Source organism: Enterobacter sp. HK-058-C-ECC (genome assembly GCF_047531125.1).
Classification (GTDB): Bacteria; Pseudomonadota; Gammaproteobacteria; order Enterobacterales; family Enterobacteriaceae; genus Enterobacter; species Enterobacter quasiroggenkampii.
Map to the genome: position 1 here is coordinate 29,198 of NZ_JBLKCH010000011.1, position 21,611 is coordinate 50,808.

The 21,611-nt window shown below is 55.8% G+C and carries 17 protein-coding genes; 6 read left to right on the plus strand and 11 right to left on the minus strand.

Translation table 11 applies throughout. The features are described from left to right. Window positions 1-233: 233 nt before the first annotated feature. The 4 genes from nagE (at window position 234) to chiQ (ending at window position 6,252) form a co-directional block, all read left to right on the plus strand. Window positions 234-2,186, plus strand: a complete 1,953-nt coding sequence (nagE, locus tag ACMWJS_RS18610) for a PTS N-acetyl glucosamine transporter subunit IIABC (protein ID WP_048226098.1) — start codon at window positions 234-236, stop codon at window positions 2,184-2,186. Window positions 2,187-2,365: 179 nt separating this feature from the next. Next, the gene (gene glnS, locus ACMWJS_RS18615) at window positions 2,366-4,033 is read left to right on the plus strand and encodes a glutamine--tRNA ligase (protein ID WP_045909581.1); all 1,668 of its coding nucleotides are present in this window, start codon (window positions 2,366-2,368) and stop codon (window positions 4,031-4,033) included. 447 nt (window positions 4,034-4,480) lie between these two features. Next, complete coding sequence (gene chiP, locus ACMWJS_RS18620; protein ID WP_023293022.1) at window positions 4,481-5,878, plus strand: chitoporin ChiP; 1,398 nt, start codon at window positions 4,481-4,483, stop codon at window positions 5,876-5,878. Window positions 5,879-5,925: 47 nt separating this feature from the next. After that, the gene (gene chiQ, locus ACMWJS_RS18625) at window positions 5,926-6,252 is read left to right on the plus strand and encodes a ChiQ/YbfN family lipoprotein (RefSeq protein WP_045909866.1); all 327 of its coding nucleotides are present in this window, start codon (window positions 5,926-5,928) and stop codon (window positions 6,250-6,252) included. Between the two features lie 91 nt (window positions 6,253-6,343). Here chiQ and fur read toward each other — a convergent pair whose 3' ends face one another. The 4 genes from fur to ybfF form a co-directional block, all read right to left on the minus strand. Then, window positions 6,344-6,790 carry a ferric iron uptake transcriptional regulator gene (fur, locus tag ACMWJS_RS18630; RefSeq protein ID WP_014169146.1) on the minus strand — a complete coding sequence of 149 codons (447 nt, stop codon included), beginning with the start codon at window positions 6,788-6,790 and terminating at the stop codon, window positions 6,344-6,346. Between the two features lie 290 nt (window positions 6,791-7,080). After that, window positions 7,081-7,611, minus strand: coding sequence for a flavodoxin FldA (fldA, locus tag ACMWJS_RS18635; protein WP_008501067.1), 531 nt, complete (start codon window positions 7,609-7,611; stop codon window positions 7,081-7,083). Between the two features lie 155 nt (window positions 7,612-7,766). Continuing rightward, complete coding sequence (ybfE, locus tag ACMWJS_RS18640) at window positions 7,767-8,054, minus strand: LexA regulated protein (RefSeq protein WP_023310772.1); 288 nt, start codon at window positions 8,052-8,054, stop codon at window positions 7,767-7,769. Window positions 8,055-8,182: 128 nt separating this feature from the next. Next, window positions 8,183-8,956, minus strand: coding sequence for an esterase (gene ybfF / locus ACMWJS_RS18645; protein WP_414747399.1), 774 nt, complete (start codon window positions 8,954-8,956; stop codon window positions 8,183-8,185). A 183-nt stretch (window positions 8,957-9,139) separates the two neighbouring features. On the opposite strand from ybfF, the gene seqA reads away from it, so the two are divergent. Together seqA and pgm are read left to right on the plus strand one after the other, a co-directional pair. After that, window positions 9,140-9,688: a replication initiation negative regulator SeqA gene (gene seqA, locus ACMWJS_RS18650; RefSeq protein ID WP_008501070.1), complete on the plus strand. Its 549-nt coding sequence runs from the start codon at window positions 9,140-9,142 to the stop codon at window positions 9,686-9,688. Between the two features lie 24 nt (window positions 9,689-9,712). Further along, window positions 9,713-11,353 carry a phosphoglucomutase (alpha-D-glucose-1,6-bisphosphate-dependent) gene (gene pgm, locus ACMWJS_RS18655; protein WP_048026964.1) on the plus strand — a complete coding sequence of 547 codons (1,641 nt, stop codon included), beginning with the start codon at window positions 9,713-9,715 and terminating at the stop codon, window positions 11,351-11,353. Window positions 11,354-11,458: 105 nt separating this feature from the next. Here the strand turns inward: pgm and potE are convergent, their stop codons facing one another. From potE to kdpB, 7 genes are all read right to left on the minus strand, one after another. After that, window positions 11,459-12,772 carry a putrescine-ornithine antiporter gene (gene potE, locus ACMWJS_RS18660; protein ID WP_414747400.1) on the minus strand — a complete coding sequence of 438 codons (1,314 nt, stop codon included), beginning with the start codon at window positions 12,770-12,772 and terminating at the stop codon, window positions 11,459-11,461. After that, window positions 12,769-14,967, minus strand: a complete 2,199-nt coding sequence (gene speF / locus ACMWJS_RS18665; protein ID WP_414747401.1) for an ornithine decarboxylase SpeF — start codon at window positions 14,965-14,967, stop codon at window positions 12,769-12,771. Before speF ends, potE begins: the two co-directional genes overlap by 4 nt. Window positions 14,968-15,221: 254 nt before the next feature. After that, a complete protein-coding gene (gene speFL / locus ACMWJS_RS18670; RefSeq protein WP_003858645.1) occupies window positions 15,222-15,326 on the minus strand; it encodes a leader peptide SpeFL in 105 nt (34 codons plus the stop codon). 279 nt (window positions 15,327-15,605) lie between these two features. Further along, a complete protein-coding gene (kdpE, locus tag ACMWJS_RS18675) occupies window positions 15,606-16,283 on the minus strand; it encodes a two-component system response regulator KdpE (protein WP_008501074.1) in 678 nt (225 codons plus the stop codon). Next, complete coding sequence (gene kdpD, locus ACMWJS_RS18680) at window positions 16,280-18,967, minus strand: two-component system sensor histidine kinase KdpD (protein ID WP_414747402.1); 2,688 nt, start codon at window positions 18,965-18,967, stop codon at window positions 16,280-16,282. Before kdpD ends, kdpE begins: the two co-directional genes overlap by 4 nt. Next, window positions 18,968-19,543 carry a potassium-transporting ATPase subunit KdpC gene (gene kdpC, locus ACMWJS_RS18685; RefSeq protein WP_021241023.1) on the minus strand — a complete coding sequence of 192 codons (576 nt, stop codon included), beginning with the start codon at window positions 19,541-19,543 and terminating at the stop codon, window positions 18,968-18,970. 12 nt (window positions 19,544-19,555) lie between these two features. After that, window positions 19,556-21,604 carry a potassium-transporting ATPase subunit KdpB gene (gene kdpB, locus ACMWJS_RS18690; RefSeq protein WP_008501077.1) on the minus strand — a complete coding sequence of 683 codons (2,049 nt, stop codon included), beginning with the start codon at window positions 21,602-21,604 and terminating at the stop codon, window positions 19,556-19,558. Window positions 21,605-21,611: the final 7 nt, after the last annotated feature.

Below are 21,611 nucleotides of genomic sequence, written 5' to 3' on the forward strand. Positions count from 1 at the left end.
TCTTGATTTTTTGAATGATAAAATAAGTTTTCGCTGTTAGCCAGTGTAAGGGAGGGCTGAATACGATATTTGGTGACAAAAATCACAAAAAATAGGTGTTTAATTTGCGATACGAATTAATTTTTCACACACTCAGACTGCCAGTGAATTATCAACGGTATCTATCGTTCGTGACACAATAAAAACATAGTTTATGCGCGAGCCTGAAAAACGGGTCTCGTAGGGGGAATAGGATGAATATTTTAGGTTTTTTCCAGCGCCTCGGTAGGGCTTTGCAGCTCCCTATCGCCGTGCTACCGGTTGCAGCGTTGCTGCTGCGATTCGGGCAACCCGATCTTCTTAACGTACCGTTTATTGCTCAGGCTGGCGGTGCTATTTTTGACAACCTGGCGCTGATTTTCGCCATCGGTGTTGCCTCAAGCTGGTCAAAAGACAGCGCGGGTGCTGCAGCGCTGGCAGGGGCAGTCGGTTATTTCATCCTGACGAAAGCGATGGTAACGATTAACCCAGAAATCAACATGGGCGTGCTGGCAGGTATCATTACCGGTCTGGTCGGTGGTGCTGTGTACAACCGCTGGGCAAACATTAAGCTGCCAGACTTCCTGAGTTTCTTTGGCGGCAAACGTTTCGTGCCGATCGCGACGGGCTTCTTCTGTCTGGTTCTGGCCGCTATCTTTGGCTACGTCTGGCCACCGGTACAGCATGCGATCCATGCGGGCGGTGAGTGGATTGTTTCAGCGGGTGCAGTGGGCTCAGGTATCTTTGGTTTTATCAACCGTCTGCTGATCCCAACCGGTCTGCATCAGGTGCTGAACACTATCGCATGGTTCCAGATTGGTGAGTTCACCAATGCTGCGGGCACCGTATTCCACGGCGACATCAACCGCTTCTACGCGGGTGACGGCACCGCAGGCATGTTCATGTCTGGCTTCTTCCCAATCATGATGTTTGGTCTGCCGGGCGCTGCGCTGGCAATGTACCTGGCTGCGCCAAAAGCGCGTCGCCCAATGGTTGGCGGCATGCTGCTGTCCGTTGCGATTACCGCGTTCCTGACCGGCGTAACCGAGCCGCTGGAATTCCTGTTCATGTTCCTGGCGCCGGTGCTGTACCTCATGCATGCGGTGCTTACCGGTATCAGCCTGTTTGTGGCGACCCTGCTGGGTATCCATGCTGGCTTCTCCTTCTCTGCAGGCGCGATCGACTACGTGTTGATGTACAACCTGCCGGCGGCAAGCAAGAACGTCTGGATGCTGGTGGTAATGGGTCTGGTCTTCTTCGTCATCTACTTCGTGCTGTTCACTGCGGTTATTCGTATGTTTAACCTCAAAACGCCGGGCCGCGAGGACACCAAAGACGAAGTAGTCACCAACGAAGCCAACAGCAATACCGAAGAGGGTCTGACTCAGCTGGCGACCAGCTATATTGCTGCCGTCGGGGGGACTGACAACCTGAAAGCCATTGACGCCTGCATCACCCGTCTGCGTCTGACGGTGGGTGACTCTGCGCGCGTCAGCGACGCAATGTGTAAACGCCTTGGTGCATCGGGCGTGGTTAAACTGAACAAACAAACTATCCAGGTTATCGTGGGCGCCAAAGCGGAATCCATCGGTGACGAAATGAAGAAAGTGGTTGCCCGTGGACCGGTCGCGGCGGCATCAACCGACAGCGCACCTGCGTCGACGGCTGCCCCGGTAGCGAAGCCGCAGGCCGTGCCTAACGCCGTGACGGTGGCCGCGCTGGTCTCTCCGGTAACGGGTGACGTGGTTGACCTTGAGCAGGTCCCTGATGAAGCGTTCGCCAGCAAAGCGGTCGGTGACGGTGTGGCGGTGAAACCAACGGATAAAACCGTGGTGTCTCCGGCGGCCGGTACCATCGTGAAAATCTTCAACACCAACCACGCGTTCTGCCTCGAAACCGAAAAGGGCGCGGAGATCGTTGTCCACATGGGTATCGATACCGTTGCGCTGAATGGTCAGGGCTTTACTCGCCTGGTGGAAGAGGGCGCTGAAGTGGTGGCCGGGCAGCCGATTCTGGAAATGGATCTGGACTTCCTGAATGCCAACGCGCGTTCCATGATTAGCCCGGTGGTTTGCAGTAACATCGACGACTTCAGTGGTTTGGTCATCCAGGCGAAAGGTCAGGTTGTTGCGGGTCAAACCCCGCTGTACGAGATTAAAGGCAAGTAATCGCTCCTGAGTAGAGTCATGCCTTAAGCGGCGGGGGATATCCTCCGCCGCTTTTTTTTGCAGCAAATGCCCCCATTATTTTCATCTGATACGTATTTTCCGTAACTAAGGGTTGTCACTACGTCCGGCTTATAAGATCATATGCCGTTATACGTTGTTTACGCTTTGAGGAATCCACGATGAGTGAGGCTGAAGCCCGCCCGAGTAACTTTATTCGTCAGATCATCGATGAAGATCTGGCCAGTGGTAAGCACACCACAATTCATACCCGTTTTCCGCCGGAGCCGAATGGCTACCTGCATATCGGGCATGCGAAGTCCATCTGCCTGAACTTTGGCATTGCGCAAGACTACCAGGGACAGTGCAACCTGCGTTTCGATGACACCAACCCAGTAAAAGAAGACATCGAATACGTTGAGTCCATCAAAAATGACGTGCAATGGCTGGGCTTCAACTGGTCTGGCGATATCTGCTACTCCTCTGACTACTTTGATCAGCTGTATGCCTACGCGGTAGAGCTTATCAACAAAGGTCTGGCGTATGTTGACGAACTGTCTGCAGATGAGATCCGTGAGTACCGCGGTACGTTGACCGCGCCGGGCAAAAACAGCCCGTTCCGCGATCGCAGCGTGGAAGAGAACCTGGCGCTGTTTGAAAAAATGCGCGCCGGTGGTTTCGAAGAAGGCAAAGCCTGCCTGCGTGCCAAAATTGACATGGCATCGCCGTTCATCGTAATGCGCGATCCGGTGCTGTATCGTATTAAGTTCGCTGAACACCACCAGACCGGCAACAAGTGGTGCATCTACCCGATGTACGACTTCACCCACTGCATCAGCGATGCGCTGGAAGGCATCACCCACTCGCTGTGTACGCTGGAGTTCCAGGACAACCGTCGTCTGTACGACTGGGTGCTGGATAACATCACCATTCCGGTGCATCCGCGCCAGTACGAGTTCTCTCGTCTGAATCTGGAATACACCGTGATGTCCAAGCGTAAGCTGAACCTGCTGGTGACCGACAAGCACGTTGAAGGCTGGGATGACCCGCGTATGCCGACCATCTCCGGTCTGCGCCGTCGTGGTTACACCGCGGCGTCAATCCGTGAATTCTGCAAGCGTATCGGCGTGACCAAGCAGGACAACACCATTGAGATGGCCTCTCTGGAATCCTGCATTCGCGAAGATCTCAACGAAAACGCCCCGCGCGCGATGGCCGTTATCGATCCGGTAAAACTGGTCATCGAGAACTATCCGCAGGGCGAGAGCGAACTGGTCTCCATGCCTAACCATCCGAACAAACCGGAAATGGGAAGCCGTGACGTGCCGTTCAGCGGCGAGATCTGGATTGACCGCGCTGACTTCCGTGAAGAAGCCAACAAGCAGTACAAGCGTCTGGTGCTGGGTAAAGAAGTGCGTCTGCGTAATGCTTACGTCATCAAAGCCGAGCGCGTTGAAAAAGATGCGGAAGGGAATATCACCACCATCTTCTGTTCTTATGACGCTGAAACGCTGAGTAAAGATCCGGCGGATGGCCGCAAGGTGAAAGGCGTTATCCACTGGGTGAGCGCAACCCACGCGCTGCCGGTCGAGATCCGTCTTTACGATCGTCTGTTCAGCGTGCCTAACCCAGGTGCGGCGGAAGACTTCCTGGCGACCATCAACCCGGAATCGCTGGTGATTAAGCAGGGTTATGCGGAGCCGTCCCTGAAAGCGGCTGAAGCGGGCAAAGCGTTCCAGTTCGAACGTGAAGGTTACTTCTGCCTGGACAGCCGTTACAGCACGGCGGAAAAACCGGTATTTAACCGTACCGTAGGCCTGCGTGATACCTGGACGAAGATCGGCGAATAATATTCCTGTTCTGGTCAATGAGAGACAAACGCTGCATTATGCGGCGTTTTTTTTATTTAACGATCAGAGTATTAAGCCAGGGACTAAAGAGGCGTTCTGAAAATAACAGGTCAATGAGGTGCTACTTATTTTTTAAAAAAAACTTTGTGTCATTGCCAAAATTAAAAAGGTGATAAAAAAGGAACGCAATCTCACGCCTGGCCACTGAAAAACCTGAGAATTACCCGTCATTCCTCGCCTTCCTGTAAATGTTACAAAGCACTACCAATTATGTGCACTTCGTCATAATCCTGACTTTTGCCCGCTGAAAAGCATTGATAATTCGCGTCGCGAAAAATAACCTAAAGACGGTAGTTAATTCGAGGGTATTTAAAACTACCCCTGACCATTTGGTCTTTTTTATTTACGCCGTTTCAGGCGTTTTAATTCGTCAAAGAGGAATAATCTATGCGTACGTTCAGTGGCAAACGTAGTGCGCTGGCGCTGGCTATTGCCGGTGTGACAGCAATGTCGGGCCTGGTGATTGCGCCAGAGGCAAAAGCAGCGGGTTTCATCGAAGATTCTACCCTCACGGGCGGTATTTATTACTGGCAGCGTGAGCGTGACCGTAAAGACGTCACTGAAGATAAATATAAAACTAACCTCTCGCACTCCACCTGGAACGCCAACCTGGACTTCCAGTCAGGCTACGCCGCAGATATGTTCGGTCTGGATATTGCCGCGTTCACCGCGATCGAAATGGCGGAAAACGGCGACAGCGGCCACCCGAACGAAATCGCCTTCTCCTCCAGCAACAAAGCCTATGATGAAGACTGGTCCGGGGATAAGAGCGGAATCAGCCTTTACAAAGCCGCAGCGAAATTCAAATACGGCCCGGTCTGGGCGCGTGGGGGGTATATTCAGCCAACTGGTCAGACGCTGTTAGCCCCACACTGGAGCTTTATGCCGGGTACCTATCAGGGGGCGGAAGCAGGGGCTAACTTTGACTACGGCGATGCGGGTGCGCTGAGCTTCTCCTATATGTGGACCAACGAGTACAAAGCACCGTGGCACATTGAGATGGACAAGTTCTACCAGAACGATAAGAAAACCAAGGTCGATTACCTCCACTCGCTGGGTGCGAAATACGACTTCAAAAACGATCTGGTTCTCGAAGCGGCATTTGGCCAGGCGCAAGGGTATATCGATCAATACTTTGCCAAGGCCAGCTATAAGTTCGATATCGCGGGTAGCCCATTGAGTACCAGCTACCAGTTCTACGGTACGCGCGACAAAGTCAGTAACGGTGGTGTCAACGACATCTACGACGGCACCGCGTGGCTGCAGGCGCTCACCTTTGGCTACAAGGTCGGTCAGGTTGATTTGCGTCTGGAAGGCACATGGGTGAAAGCGGAAGGGCAGCAGGGCTACTTCCTGCAGCGTATGACCCCGACCTACGCCTCCTCCAACGGTCGTCTTGATATCTGGTGGGATAACCGCTCCGACTTCAACGCCGACGGTGAGAAAGCGGTCTTCTTCGGCGCAATGTACGATCTGAAAAACTGGAACCTGCCTGGCTGGGCGGTGGGCGCGTCTTACGCTTACGCCTGGGATGCAAAACCTGCCGACATGGCAACACCGGATGCTTACTACGATCCAAACTATCGCCTGAAAGAGTCTTCCTATAGCCTGGATGCAATCTATACCCTGCAGGATGGCCGCGCGAAAGGCACGATGTTCAAACTGCACTTCACCCAGTACGACAACCACTCCGATATCCCGAGCTACGCGGGCGGTTACGGCAACATCTTCCAGGATGAACGTGACGTGAAATTCATGGTTATCGCACCGTTCACCATCTTCTGATGAATCGTCCGGCGGGTCAGCTCCCGCCGGACTGGAGACTGCATATGATGAAAAAAATCGTAATCGTCGCGCTGTTGGCATCGGGGCTGGTGGCGTGTGCCCAGACTCAGGCACCGAAAGAGGACTCCCGTCTCAGGGAGGCCTACAGCGCCTGTATTAATACTGCGGAAGGCTCGCCGGAGAAAATTGAAGCCTGCCAGAGCGTGCTGAATGTGCTGAAGAAAGAAAAAGCGCACGAGCAGTTTGCGACGCAGGAAAATGTCCGGGTGATGGATTACCAGGCCTGTATCCAGGCGCGTAAAACCGGTAACGATCAGGAAGTGGCGAAGCGTTGCGACAAGATCTGGAACGAGATACGCAATAACAATAAATAAAATGCTTTACGCCCGGCGGCGCTGCGCTTCCGGGCTTTTTTCTGGCAAAAAAAAGCCAACCTTGCGGCTGGCTCAGAGTATGAATACTCGCTTATTTTGCGTCGTGCGCGTGGTCATCTTCACGGCAGTCGCCTTCAGCGCAGTGACCGTAAAGGTACAGGCTGTGGTTGGTGAGGCGGATACCGTGACGCGCGGCGATTTCACGCTGGCGCGCTTCGATGGAATCATCGCTAAATTCAATGACCTTGCCACAGTCGAGGCAGATCAGGTGATCGTGGTGCTGCTGCTGGGTCAGTTCGAATACAGATTTACCGCCTTCGAAATTATGACGGGTGACAATGCCCGCGTCATCAAACTGGTTCAGCACGCGATAGACGGTAGCCAGCCCAATCTCTTCACCCATGTCGATAAGACGTTTATAAAGGTCTTCCGCACTGACATGGTGATTGTCTGGACCCTGAAGCACTTCGAGGATTTTTAACCGAGGAAGCGTAACTTTCAGGCCAGCCTTCTTTAATGCGGTATTGTTGTCAGTCATGCGGAATCTGTCCTGTTGCTAAACGATTCACTTCTGTAGGAAGTGACAGAAAATGCACCTGGGATAATGCGTCTCATTATAGAACTGCCATGGCTAAATGAAAACTGCAAGTCTCAGGCAAAATATGCTTATAAAAATGGGGTATCACCAACAAACTTGCTCGATGGAAAACCACATTTATCAGGGAGACATTGTACAGGTCTGGGCGAAAAAGTTAAAAGATTGTAGCAATTAATTTAATCGGTTTGACCTGGTGCACGGGCGCAACCGCCGTTGCGCCGCGAGAAAAATCAGGCGTTAAGAATATCGTCCAGGTGCAGTTCTTCACGGATCTGCTTAACCCATTTCTCAACGCGCTCTGCGGTCAGTTCTGGCTGACGGTCTTCGTCGATGGCCAGGCCCACGAAGTGATCGTCATCGGCCAGGCCTTTAGACGCTTCGAAGTGGTAACCGGCGGTCGGCCAGTGGCCGACGATCACTGCGCCATTCGGCTCAATGATGTCGCGGATGGTACCCAGCGCGTCACAGAAGTACTCGGCGTAGTCTTCCTGATCGCCGCAGCCAAACAGGGCGACCAGCTTACCGTTGAAGTCCACTTCTTCCAGCGTCGGGAAGAAATCATCCCAGTCACACTGGGCTTCACCGTAGTACCAGGTCGGAATACCCAGCAGCAGAATGTCATAGCCTTCGAGATCTTCTTTGCTGCTCTTGGCGATGTCATGCACATCAGCAACGTCTTTACCGAGCTGTTTTTGAATGTTTTTCGCGATATTTTCGGTATTGCCGGTATCACTGCCAAAGAAAATGCCGATGATTGCCATGAGTAAAATAACCTCTTGAAACTTAATAGTATGGTGGCGCAATTCGGCCACGGATAAGGGCAATAATAGCAGAACTGGCAACCCTGCGGAAACAGCTATCGCGCAGGACTGCACTCTGTGCTACATGAAAAGGGTAATTAAGGGAATTTTCAGACTTATGCCTGGCCGCGCAATGTCTCAAGCTGGGCGATCAGCATCTCTTCAATGAGCTCGCTGCGGCTGATATTTCGCGCCTCGGCCAGCTCGTTAAGTGCATCGACCGCGTCAGCGTTGAGCTTCAGTTCGACACGCTTAAGCCCACGATTTTTATCGCGTTTAAGCTGATTGCGTTTATTGATACGCAGCTGTTCATCGCGCGAAAGCGGATTCGTCTTCGGTCGTCCCGGGCGACGCTCATTCGCGAACAGATCTAGTGTCGTACGGTCCGTTTGTTCTTTGGCCATGATTCTGAGACTTCGGGGGAAACACGCCGCCCTGCTAATGCCCGGGCGATAAGCGCGCCATCATACATCACCAAAAACGGCGCGCCAACGACTGGAAGCCCGCAGCCTTCCAGTCGCTCTCTTTTTAATCAATTTGCAGTATCAGCAAGATAGCGGCGAATGGCGCGCAGTACGGCGTCAGGTTTTTCCGCATGCACCCAGTGCCCGGCTCCGGCAATGACGTGGGCGCGAGCCTGCGGGAATTGCGCCAGTATGGCGTCGCGGTACGCGTCGGTAACGTAAGGGGAGTTACCGCCGCGAATAAAGAGGGTAGGGTGCGGCCAGGCGGGCACGGTTTGCCAGCCCACAATATTGTTGTACTGGTTCCAGAGCACCGGCACGTTAAAACGCCACTGTCCGTCAACAAACGACTTCAGCAGGAACTGCACGACACCTTCGTCATCAAGATGCTCATGCATGACGGTAGCGGCCTGCTGGCGGGTCGCGACACCCGCTTCGGTGACCGCATTGATGGCGGCAAAAATCTCGTCGTGACGGCGCACGTCGTAATCCACGGGCGCAACATCAATCACCACCAGGCCGTTAATACGCTCCGGGGCCAGCGCCGTCAGGGCCATCACCGCTTTGCCGCCCATTGAATGCCCGATGAGGGTGACCTTTTGCAGATCGTTGGCATCCAGCGTATCCAGCAGATCCTGCGCCATCGCGGCGTAGGTCATCTCGTCGGAACGGCCGGAAAGACCGTGATTGCGCATATCGACCTGTAAGATATCGTGATCGGTAACCAGATCGCGCGCCAGCACGCCCAGGTTATCCAGGCTGCCAAAAAGCCCGTGAACCAGTACGATGGGAGAATTATTGTTCGGCGATTGTGCAGTTTGCGCTCGGGTATTCAATTTCATGGCAAAGTTCTTTTTTTACGTATGTCAGGTTAGGGTATCATGTTGACCATTCTGCCGCCCGGCTGCAAGGTTCCAGTTTAATCTGACTTTTGCCGCCAACCTGGTTTGACGCTATCCGCTGTTGGGATTTGACCTTATAATCCCAATGACTTGTATTCAGATAAGATATCGCACTGGATTAAGATGAAAACAATCGAAGTTGATGACGAACTCTATCAGTATATTGCCAGCCAGACGCGGCATATCGGGGAGAGCGCGTCCGACATTTTACGGCGCATGCTTAAAATTTCCGCCGCTTCACAGCCTGCTACCCCAGTCACCAAAGATGTCGTGTCTCAGCCAAGCGTTGTTGCACAAGCAAAACCTGCCGTGACGCCGGCAAAAGATAAAGTGCGCGCGATGCGCGAGCTGCTGCTCTCCGATGAATACGCGGAGCAGAAAAAGGCGGTTAACCGCTTTATGCTGGTGCTGTCTACACTTTATTCACTCGATAACAAAGCGTTTGCTGAAGCGACCGAGTCGCTGCACGGTCGTACTCGCGTCTACTTCGCGGGCGACGAGCAGACGCTGCTGCAAAATGGCAATCAAACCAAACCTAAACATGTTCCTGGCACCCCGTACTGGGTGATCACCAATACCAATACGGGCCGCAAGTGCAGCATGATTGAACACATCATGCAGTCCATGCAGTTCCCGGCGGAATTGATTGAAAAGGTTTGCGGTACAATTTAACCCTTGCATCAGAAGGACCCGGTAATGGCAAATCACAGCCGTGCAGGCCAACCTGCACAACAAAGCGATTTGATTAACGTCGCTCAGCTGACCGCGCAGTATTACGTGCTGAAGCCGGTCGTGGGCAACGCAGAACACGCAGTGAAGTTTGGTACATCTGGTCACCGCGGCAGCGCGGCGCGCCACAGCTTTAACGAACCGCACATTCTGGCCATTGCTCAGGCCATTGCGGAAGAGCGCGCTAAAAACGGCGTTACCGGTCCGTGCTACGTGGGGAAAGATACCCATGCCCTGTCTGAACCGGCCTTTATTTCCGTGCTGGAAGTTCTGACAGCGAACGGCGTTGATGTGATTGTTCAGGAGAACAACGGCTTCACCCCAACGCCTGCGGTGTCTAACGCCATCCTGGTACACAACAAAAAGGGTGGCGCGCTGGCTGACGGTATCGTTATCACGCCATCCCACAACCCGCCGGAAGACGGCGGCATCAAATACAACCCGCCTAACGGTGGCCCGGCAGACACCAACGTCACCAAAGTGGTTGAAGATCGTGCGAACGCCTTGCTGGCCGACGGTCTGAAAGGCGTGAAGCGCATCTCTCTGGATGCGGCCATGGCGTCCGGCCACGTAAAAGAGCAGGATCTGGTTCAGCCGTTCGTGGAAGGTCTGGCGGATATCGTCGATATGGCGGCCATCCAGAAAGCCGGCCTGAAGCTGGGGGTGGATCCGCTGGGCGGCTCCGGTATTGAATACTGGAAACGTATTGCCGAGCACTACAAGCTGGATCTGACCATCGTGAACGATCACGTCGATCAGACCTTCCGTTTTATGCATCTGGACAAAGACGGCGCGATCCGCATGGACTGCTCCTCCGAGTGCGCAATGGCGGGCCTGCTGGCGCTGCGTGATAAATTTGATCTGGCGTTTGCTAACGACCCGGATTACGACCGCCACGGTATCGTCACCCCTGCCGGGCTGATGAACCCGAACCACTATCTGGCAGTCGCGATTAACTACCTGTTCCAGCACCGTCCGCAGTGGGGCAAAGAGGTGGCTGTCGGTAAGACGCTGGTTTCCTCCGCGATGATCGACCGCGTGGTGGACGCGCTGGGCCGCAAGCTGGTGGAAGTGCCGGTGGGCTTCAAATGGTTTGTTGACGGTCTGCACGACGGCAGCTTTGGCTTCGGTGGTGAAGAGAGCGCGGGGGCGTCTTTCCTGCGCTTCGACGGCACGCCGTGGTCAACCGATAAAGACGGCATCATCATGTGCCTGCTGGCGGCGGAAATCACCGCGGTCACCGGTAAGAACCCGCAGGAACATTACAATGATCTGGCGGCACGCTTTGGTGCACCAAGCTATAACCGTATTCAGGCCAGCGCGACGTCAGCTCAGAAAGCGGCCCTGTCCAAACTCTCTCCGGAGATGGTCAGCGCAAGCACCCTGGCAGGTGACCCGATCACCGCGCGTCTGACGGCGGCACCGGGCAACGGTGCCTCCATTGGTGGGCTGAAAGTGATGACCGAAAACGGCTGGTTTGCCGCGCGTCCATCCGGTACGGAAGATGCGTATAAAATCTATTGCGAAAGCTTCCTCGGCGCTGAGCATCGTCAGCAGATTGAGAAAGAAGCGGTAGAGATTGTCAGCGAAGTGCTGAAAAACGCGTAAGTGGTGTTCGGGTGCGGGCTGATGCCCTCACCCCCGGCCCTCTCCCACAGGGAGAGGGAGAAAACACTAAAAACGGCAACCCCTGGGTTGCCGTTTTGCTTTTACCTAACTGTGCTTATTCTTCAATTCAAACCGCGGTGACACCAGACCGTACAGCGTCCAGCCCATAAAGGTCACCATCGCGCCATACAGCATCGCTTCCTGGCCGGAGGAATAGAGTGCATAGAAGCTGTAGATTGCCCCAATCAGCGCCACGATATTGGCCGCTCGCGCCTTGTGTGGATCAACCTTCGCGACTTTCTGAATAATCACCAGCGCCGCCATCGACAGGATATACGGAATGATATTCGTCACGACCGCCAGGTTGACCAGCACGTTGAACTGGCTGTTCAGCGACGGGCTAATGGTCATCAGCGACAATCCGCTCTGGAAAATAACAATCGCCAGCATGCCCTGCACCGGCGCATCCGCTTTGGTGACGCGGGAGAAGATTTTTGGGAAGTAACCTTCATCAGCCGAGGATTTAAACACCTGTGCGATGGTGAACTGCCACCCAAGGAGTGAACCGCAGCACGACATGACCATCAGACCCATGATCACTTTCCCGACTTCTGGCGTGAACATCTGCGCGAAGGCCAGCCCGAACGGCGCCGTGGAGTTGGCCAGATCCATGTTCGGAACGATGCCCGCAATGACGTTCGTCGAGACGATATAGATCACCGCCGCGCCCAGCGTACCGCCGAGGACCGCAATCGGGACGTTCTTTTCCGGATTATCAACGACTTCTGCGTTCGCGCAGGCGGATTCCAGACCGAGGAAGGCCCAGAGCGTCATGGCGATAGAAGAGCCGACTGCGCTGAAGAACGGCACATGGTGCGGGTTCCAGGAGTTGGCGTACAGGGTCGGGCTGAACCAGAACCAGCCGATGATGCACAGGCCGACAACCGGAATAATCACGCCCCAGACGGTGATGCTGCTGAGCTGTCCGGTGATACGCGCGCCGCCAAAATTAGCCACGGTGCAGATCCACAGCACGCCGATGGTGGCTAAACCAATCTGTACCGGGCTGAGCGTCGCGCCAAACAGCTCTGTACCGTAGCCCACGGCGGAGATGGCAATCGCCACGTTGGCGATCAGCAGTGATACCCCATAGGTATAGTTGGCCATAAAGTTGCCCGACTTGCCAAAGGCATACTCGGCGTAGCCTCCCATGCCGCCTGACTTGCGGCTGAACATCCCGCACTTGGCAAATGCCCATGCCAGCGCCATCGAGCCGACGGCGGTCACCAGCCAGGAGATGATTGAAATGGTTCCTACTTCGGCGAGCTTGGTGGGCAGCATGATGATCCCGGAGCCCATCATGTTCACCATGGTGAGGATGGTCAGCTGCACCACGCCCATCTTATTGGACTTACTCATAATTTCTCTCCTTTCAGCAGCGCGGGCTGAGCGGCGGGTTGTTTGATGACGTTACAGCGAACCTGTTTACGGCCCTCGCACTCCTCGACGTACACACCCTGCAGCTCCGGCGCAAAGCCCGGCAGCAGGTTGATGCCTTCTTCCAGCGCGGTGAAGTAGCGCAGCACGGAGCCGCCCCAGACCTCCCCCGGGACAACGCACAGCACCCCCGGCGGATAAGGCAGGGCGCCTTCCGCGGCGATTCGGCCTTCCGCGTCGCGAAGGGAGACCAGTTCAACCTCACCGCGCAGATAGGCGTAGTTCGCGTCCTGCGGGTTTATCATCACGCGTGGGAAATGGGACTTGCGGAACATCTCTTTCTGCAGCTGTTTCACATTGTGACGGGCGTACAGGTCATGCATCTCCTGGCAGATCTGGCGCAGGGTGTAATCCGCGTAACGTTCCGGATGTTGTTTGTAGAGAGAAGGCAGGACGTCTTTCAGCGGAGCATCGCTCTCAAGCAGTTTTTCGAAGCGCACCAACTGCGCCACCAGTTGCTGCAGTTTGCCCATATCTTCCGCAGGCGTGAGCAGGAACAGGATCGAGTTGAGATCGCATTTCTCCGGCACGATGCCGTTTTCACGCAGGAAGTTGGCGAGGATGGTGGCGGGCACGCCGAAATCGTCATACTCGCCGGTGCGGGCGTTAATGCCCGGCGTGGTTAGCAGCAGCTTGCACGGGTCGATAAAATACTGATGCTCAGCGTAGCCTTCAAAAGCGTGCCAGTTTTCACCCGGTACGAAGTGGAAGAAGCGCAGATTGGTCGCAATCTCCGCCGTGTCCCAGCTTTCCCACGGACGGCCATCCACTGTCTCCGGCACGAAGGGGCGCAGATACCGGCAGTTCTCCAGGATTAGCTTACGCGCTTCAATACCGTTCACCACGCAGTCCATCCACATGTTGCGGCCGCTCTGGCCTTCATGCATGCGGGCGTTGATGTCCAGTGCGGCAAACAGCGGATAGAACGGGCTGGTGGAGGCGTGCATCATAAAGGCATTATTCAGCCGCTTATGCGGGACATAGCGCTGCTGGCCTTTGATGTGGCTGTCTTTCTTATGGATTTGCGAGGTCTGGGAGAAGCCTGCCTGCTGTTTATGCACGGACTGGGTAACCAAAATCCCCGGGTCGTTTTCGTTCAGCTCCAGCAGCAGCGGAGAGCAGTCGGCCATCATCGGAATAAACTGCTCGTAACCCACCCAGGCGGAGTCAAACAGGATGTAATCACACAGATGCCCAATCTTATCCACCACCTGACGGGCGTTATAGATGGTGCCATCGTAGGTACCCAGCTGGATCACCGCCAGACGGAACGGACGCGCATCGCGCGCACGGCCCGGTGCAACTTCGGCTACCAGCTCGCGTAGATAGTTTTCTTCAAAACAGTGGGCGTCAATGCCGCCGATAAAGCCGTACGGGTTGCGCGCCGTTTCCAGATAGACCGGCGTTGCGCCTGCCTGGAGGAGGGCACCGTGATGGTTGGATTTGTGGTTATTACGGTCGAACAGTACCAGGTCGCCGGGGGTGAGCAGGGCGTTAAGCACCACTTTGTTAGATGACGAGGTGCCGTTCAGCACGAAATAGGTCTTATCGGCATTAAAGACCTTCGCCGCATGTTGCTGCGCAATGCACGGCGCGCCCTCGTGAATCAGCAGATCGCCCATTGCGACGTCGGCGTTACACAGATCGGCGCGGAAAAGCGTCTCGCCAAAGAAATCAACGAACTGGTTACCGGCTGGATGGCGGCGGAAGAACTGGCCACCCTGATGCCCCGGGCAGTCAAACGCGCTGTTGCCCTGCTTCACGTAGTCGACCAGGGCGCGGAAAAACGGCGGGCGCAGCTGGGTTTCATACCGCAGGGCAGCCGCTTCCAGTTGGCGTCCATAAAAGTCGTTGCTGGTGTCTGAATACTCAAATACGCCATGAATGCGCGATAAATAGTCTGCCGGAATGATCTCTTCTTTATGCGTCGCAACAAAAACAGGAATACCAAATCCGGTGGCTTCTATTTCTTCCAGTATGCCGTCGGTAATATCACTGACCGCCAGCACAATAGCGGCAACGTCGATATAATCAGAGGTTCTGACATCCACCAGTTCACGCTGGGTGGTAAAGCAATCCGGACATGCACGGCTGGCTGCGATTTTTAAACTTTTCATCTTTCTCTCTTTATTTTAGGTAATAAGCGTCCCTCGATTTCTTGCAAGAAAGAAATCGATAATTTTCCGGAAAAAAAGCAAAGGGTGGCCGCTGATTAAAATCAGTACATTGCTTTTTTGATGATTGAAATTCAGTCCGCCCGGTGCGGATGAGTCTGAATCAAAATGAATGAGCGCACGAATTCACAGGCAATAGCCTGTAAAATAAGATGTTTCAGGGTAACCTGTAAGCGAGTGCGCCAGAAGTCGAAGGACTACCGGGCATTAAAGAGATGAAAGTCAAAGCAGTTTCGGTGGGCAAACATCATGATATGTGTTGTCCGCCTTATATGGGGCATTAAACGATTGTTGTTTTCCATGATTCATTTTCCTTTCAGTAATTGAAAGCACGGTCATTTTATCCAGGAAAAGGCGATTAACTGTGAAGAAGATCACCGTTAACCGATCATTTCAGAAATAAATAGTCGTTTTTGATGAATATCGCAGATCAAAACTCTGATTTGTTACCGATGAGTTAACAGGACGTTTTATCAATGTTTTAAATGGACATAAATAATCCAAAAAAACACTGACTGGATTATTTTTGATATATTTTCTGAGAGGTTTTTATTTTAATTAAAAATAAAATGAATAGTTATTCAGAGCATAAACCGATAACCGATACCGGTTTCAGTTAATAAATGGCGAGGGCGAGCGGGGTCGACTTCGAGTTTCTGACGAAGGTGTCCCATATATATGCGTAAATAGTGACTATGTTCCACGGCGTTGGGTCCCCACACCTGACTTAGCAGCTGGCGCTGGGTGAGAACCTTGCCGTGATTGTTAAGCAGCACGGCGAGCAGGCGAAATTCAATGGGCGTGAGGTGAATTTCCTCTTCGCCGCGCACAATGCGCCGCGCGGCCAGGTCAACCCGGATATCCCCAAACGTGTAGGTTGGATCGGCAGGCGTGGTGGCGCTGTGGCGACGCAGCGCCACGCGAAGGCGAGCCTGTAGCTCGCCGATACCAAACGGTTTAATCAGATAGTCATCCGCCCCGGCATCCAGCGCGGCGATTTTATCCGTCTCTTCCGTACGGGCGGAGAGCACGAGGATCGGCATCTGGCTCCACTGCCGGACTTCACGAATAAAATCGATGCCGTCGCCGTCCGGGAGTCCAAGATCGAGGATCACCAGGTCCGGCTTGCGGGTGGCGGCTTCAATTAAACCCCGCTGAAGCGTACCCGCATCATGGACGCGCAGACCGTCTCCTTCCAGCGCAGCGCGCAGAAAACGGCTAATGGCGATCTCATCTTCAACAATCAGAACGTTGATCACAAATCCTCTGGTAATTCATTAAGTTCTGGCGGGGTTTCCAGAGGAAGTGTAACACAAAAAAGTGCGCCGCCTTCGGGACGATTCTCTGCGGAAATGGATCCGCCGTGGACGTCAATGATTGCCTGGCATATTGCCAGCCCCAGCCCCACACCCGGAATGGCCGACTCCTTATTGCCGCGTGCAAATTTCTCGAAAATAGCCAACTCCTGCCCGGCTGGAATGCCGGGGCCGGTATCCCAGACGTTAAGGCAAAGCGTGCCATCTTCCACTGTCGCATCAACCCCAATCTGAGCACTGGCACCCGCATATTTGGCGGCATTTTCCAGCAGGTTGATTAGCACCCGCTCGAACAAGGGCCCATCAACGTGAATTAAGGTCAGGGGCTCGGGCATGTTCAGCGCAATATGTCGCCCGCCCAGGCCCGGCTCGAGCATTTTCAGCGCGCTGCCCACCACCTCTTCCAGCGTGAGCCACTCTTTTTTGAGGTTAAATCCGCCCGACTGGATACGCGCCATGTCGAGCAGGTTATTCACCAGGCGCGTGGTATTCAGCACGTGCTGGCGGATCTCGCTGGCCTGAAGGGCATGTTTAGAGCCTTCCGCCGCCAGGTCCAGCGTCAGAATTTCTGACTGACCAAACAGGACGGTGAGCGGGGTACGCAGATCGTGAGACAGCGCCGCCAGCAGCGAGTTACGAATGCTTTCACGCTCGCTCGCCAGACGGGCCTGTTCCTCGCTGGCGGTGAGGGCCAGTCGTTCCAGCGCGCTGGCCACCAGTAGGGTAAAGGTCTCCAGCAGTCGCTGCTGTTCGGGGATCATCAACTGGCGCAGGTTGGAAGGCTCCACGATGACCAGCCCCTGATTTTTATCGGCACTGCGCAGCGGCAGAATTTGATAGGGCACGCCGGGGAGGGTGTCGGTCCCTGCGCCCGCCGGTAAGCCTTTGTCAAAGCTCCAGCGCGCGATGGCCTCGTCCCAGGGGGTCATGCCAGTGGCGGACGTGAGCGGGCGTAGCTTGCCGTGTTCGTCCGGGAGCAAAATCAGGTTGCTGGCATGAAAGGTCGAGCGGATAAACTGCTCGCTGGTCTGCACGATATCCAGCGGCGTGCGGCCCACCGCCAGCGATTTCGACATCTCATAAAGATGGCGCGTGCGCTGTTCGCGATAGCGGGCGATGCGCGCCTGATAGCGCACGCCCGCCGTCAGATTCCCGATCACCAGCCCGACGGTGAGCATCACCGCGAAGGTGAGGATGTACTGTACGTCCGAGACGGCCAGCGTCCCGCGGGGGGCAATAAAGAACAGATCGAAGCTGATGACGTTGATAACCGTCGCCAGTACAGACGGCCAGCGCCCGTAAAAGAGCGCCACCACCACCACGCCAAGGAGGTAGATCATCACCAGGTTGGCGGCATCAAACGCAATCAGCCACTGGCTGGCAATGACGGTAATCAGGGCGCAGAGCACGACGGCGACAAGACAGCCGCGGAGCTGAATGCGCCATTTATCGCTGAAGGTGCGGCCGTCCGGCGCGCGATTGGGTAAAGGGGTAGGTTTGTCGTCCAGCGCCACGATCACCAGATCCAGATCCGGCGCACGACGGGCCAGCTTGTCGGCAAAGGATTCGCGGCTAAACCAGCGGCGATGCTGGCGACGGCCGATGACGATTTTCCCCAGATTGTGCTCGCGCGCGTAGCGCAGAATGGCTTTATCTTCCTGCGGATCGGAAAGGGTGGCGGTTTCCGCGCCCAGCTCCTGCGCCAGGCGCAGCGAACTCAGGATCGCGCGACGCTGGTTTTCGGGCAGCGCGTGCAACTGCGGCGTTTCGACATACACCGCATGCCAGACGCTGCCAAATTTGGCCGCCAGGCGCGCGGCGGTGCGGACAAGTTTTTCGTTGCCGCTGCCGTGGCCCACGCACAGCAGGATGGCATCCCGCGTGTGCCAGACGCGTTCCTGGCCCTGCAGGTCGCGCCAGGCACGCATCTGATCGTCCACCCGGTCGGCGGTTCGGCGCAGGGCCAGCTCGCGCAGGGCTATCAGGTTGCCTTTACGGAAGAAATGTTCGATGGCGCGCTCGGCCTGGCCGGCGATATACACTTTGCCTTCGTGCAGGCGCTGGCGCAAATCATCGGGCGGCAGGTCGACCAGCACCACCTCGTCCGCGGAATCAAAGAAGGGATCGGGCACCGTCTCGCGCACCTGAATGCCGGTCACGCCGCTGACCACGTCGTTCAGGCTTTCGAGATGCTGAACGTTTACCGTGGTGAACACATCAATACCGGCTTCAAGTAATTCTTCAACATCCTGCCAGCGTTTTGGATGGCGTGAGCCAGGCGCATTGCTGTGCGCCAGCTCGTCCATCAGGATAAGCGCGGGACGGCGGGCGAGGGCGGCATCGAGATCGAATTCAGTGACTAACCGACCGCGATGGCTGATGCGGCGGGGCGGCTGGGTAGCCAGCCCCTTCAGCAGTGATGCTGTCTCTTTACGTCCGTGGGTTTCAACCACGCCGATCAGAATATCGAGCCCCTGCGCCCGAAGCCGCTGGGCTTCCGTCAGCATGGCGAAGGTTTTCCCGACGCCCGCGCAGGCGCCGAAGAAAATTTTCAGTTTGCCGCGATGGGCTTCAGCTGTTTGTTCGAGCAGCCTGTCCGGATCCGGGCGCATGGGCTCGTCGGTCATTTAGTTTTTCCTTAGCGCGTCCAGCGCCAGATTCAGCTCAACAATATTTACCACAGGCATGCCGATGAAGCTGACCAGCGGCTTTTGCGTGTGCTCTGCCACCAACTGGCTCACCTGTTCGACGGTCAGCTGACGGGCAGCGGCAACGCGCGGGATCTGCCATGCCACCGCTGCCGGCGTCAGGCTGTAGTCCAGCCCGCTGGCCGAGGCGGTCACCAGCTCCACGGGCACGTCACGGCTGGCCTGCGGATTCGCGGCGCGCAGGGCTGCTACGCGCTCCGCGACGGCTTTGTCCAGTTCAGGGTTACTGCCCGCCAGGTTGCTGCCGCCGGATGCCATCGGATTATACGGGCTTTCAGCAGTGGCGGAAGGGCGTCCCTGGAAGTAGCGGGCATCCGTAAAGTTCTGACCAATCAGGCGAGAGCCGCGGTTTTCACCGTTTTGCAGTATCAGCGAGCCGTTAGCCTGATCCTTAAACCACCACTGGCCCAGCGCGGTGGTCACCAGCGGGTACAACCCGCCGGTAATGAGAGACAGCAGAATAAACAGAAGTATAGCGGGGCGTAACATGGTCATTTGATTCACCTTTTAAACCAGGCCGAACAGCGTCAACAGCAGGTCGATAACCTTGATACCGACGAAGGGCACCACCAGCCCGCCCAGGCCATAAATCCACAGGTTACGGCGCAGCATGGCGGCCGCCGTGAGCGGCTTGTAGCTCACGCCCTTCAGCGCCAGCGGGATCAGGAAGACAATAATCAGGGCGTTAAAGATGACTGCGCTCAGAATGGCCGAGGCCGGAGAGTGCAGGTGCATCACGTTCAACGCGTTTAATTGCGGATAGGTCGCGGCAAACGCGGCCGGAATGATGGCGAAATACTTCGCCACGTCGTTGGCGATGCTGAACGTGGTCAGCGACCCGCGCGTCATCAGCATCTGCTTGCCGATGTGCACCACCTCAATCAGCTTGGTCGGGTTAGAGTCGAGGTCGACCATATTGCCCGCCTCTTTTGCCGCCTGGGTTCCGGAGTTCATCGCCACCGCCACGTCGGCCTGTGCCAGGGCAGGGGCATCGTTGGTCCCGTCGCCGGTCATCGCCACCAGACGGCCTTCCGCCTGATACTGACGAATCAGTGCCAGCTTGGCTTCCGGGGTGGCTTCGGAAAGGAAATCATCCACGCCCGCTTCGGCGGCAATCGCCGCGGCGGTAAGACGGTTATCCCCGGTGATCATTACCGTTTTGATCCCCATCTTACGCAGTTGGGCAAAACGCTCCTTGATGCCGCCTTTGACGATATCCTTCAGCGCAATCACCCCGAGCACGCGCGCGCCTTCGGCCACCACCAGCGGCGTCGCCCCCTGACGGGCCACGCTTTCGACCAGACTGTCCACTTCCGGCGGGAAGTGACCGTTGTTGGCCTCAATGTGGCGGCGAATCGCGTCAACCGAGCCTTTACGGATCATGCGATCCTGAATGTTGATGCCGCTCATGCGGGTTTGTGCCGTGAAGGGCACGAACGTGGCGTGCAGGCTCTGAACGTCGCGCTGGCGCAGGTTAAAGCGCTGCTTGGCGAGGATCACAATACTGCGGCCTTCCGGGGTTTCATCGGCAAGGGATGAGAGCTGGGCGGCATCCGCCAGCGTTTTTTCATCCACGCCCGGGGCGGGTAAGAAATCCGACGCCTGGCGGTTACCGAGGGTAATGGTGCCGGTTTTATCCAGCAGCAAGACATCCACGTCACCGGCGGCTTCTACGGCACGCCCGCTGGTGGCGATGACGTTGGCACCGAGCATACGGCTCATGCCAGCCACGCCGATGGCCGACAGCAGGCCGCCGATGGTGGTAGGGATCAGACAAACCAGCAGCGCCACCAGCACCGTGACGGTGACTGCGGTACCGCCATAGGCGGAGAACGGCCACAGCGTGGCGGTTGCCAGCAGGAAGACAATGGTCAGGGCCACCAGCAGGATGGTCAGGGCAATCTCATTTGGCGTTTTCCGGCGCTGTGCGCCTTCCACCATGGCGATCATCCGGTCGAGGAAGGTTTCACCCGGGTTAACGCTGCACTGGATCACCAGCCAGTCGGAGAGAATGCGCGTCCCGCCCGTCACGGAGGCGAAATCGCCGCCGGACTCACGGATCACCGGCGCGGATTCACCGGTGATGGCGCTTTCATCCACCGATGCGCCCCCTTCAATGACTTCGCCGTCGCAAGGGATGATGTCACCGGCTTCCACCAGCACCACATCGCCTTTACGCAGTTCATCCGCCGGAACGTGGTCCATCTGGGCACCGTATTTCGGCTCACGTAACTTGCGCGCGAAGGCGGTTTTTTTCACCCCTTTCAGGCTGTTGGCCTGGGCTTTGCTCCGGCCTTCCGCCAGCGCTTCCGCAAAGTTGGCGAACAGCACGGTAAACCACAGCCACAGGCTGATGGCGCCGGTAAACATCGCATTTCCCGGCATATGGCCCGTTCCCATGGCAATCGCCAGGGCGGTGGTCAGGACGCTTCCCGCCCAGACGATAAACATCACCGGGTTGTGCCACTGCACGCGCGGGCTCAGCTTTTTCACCGCATCCATGAGCGCCTGGCGAACTAATGACGGTTCGAACAGGGCCAGTTGTTTACGACTCATGACAATT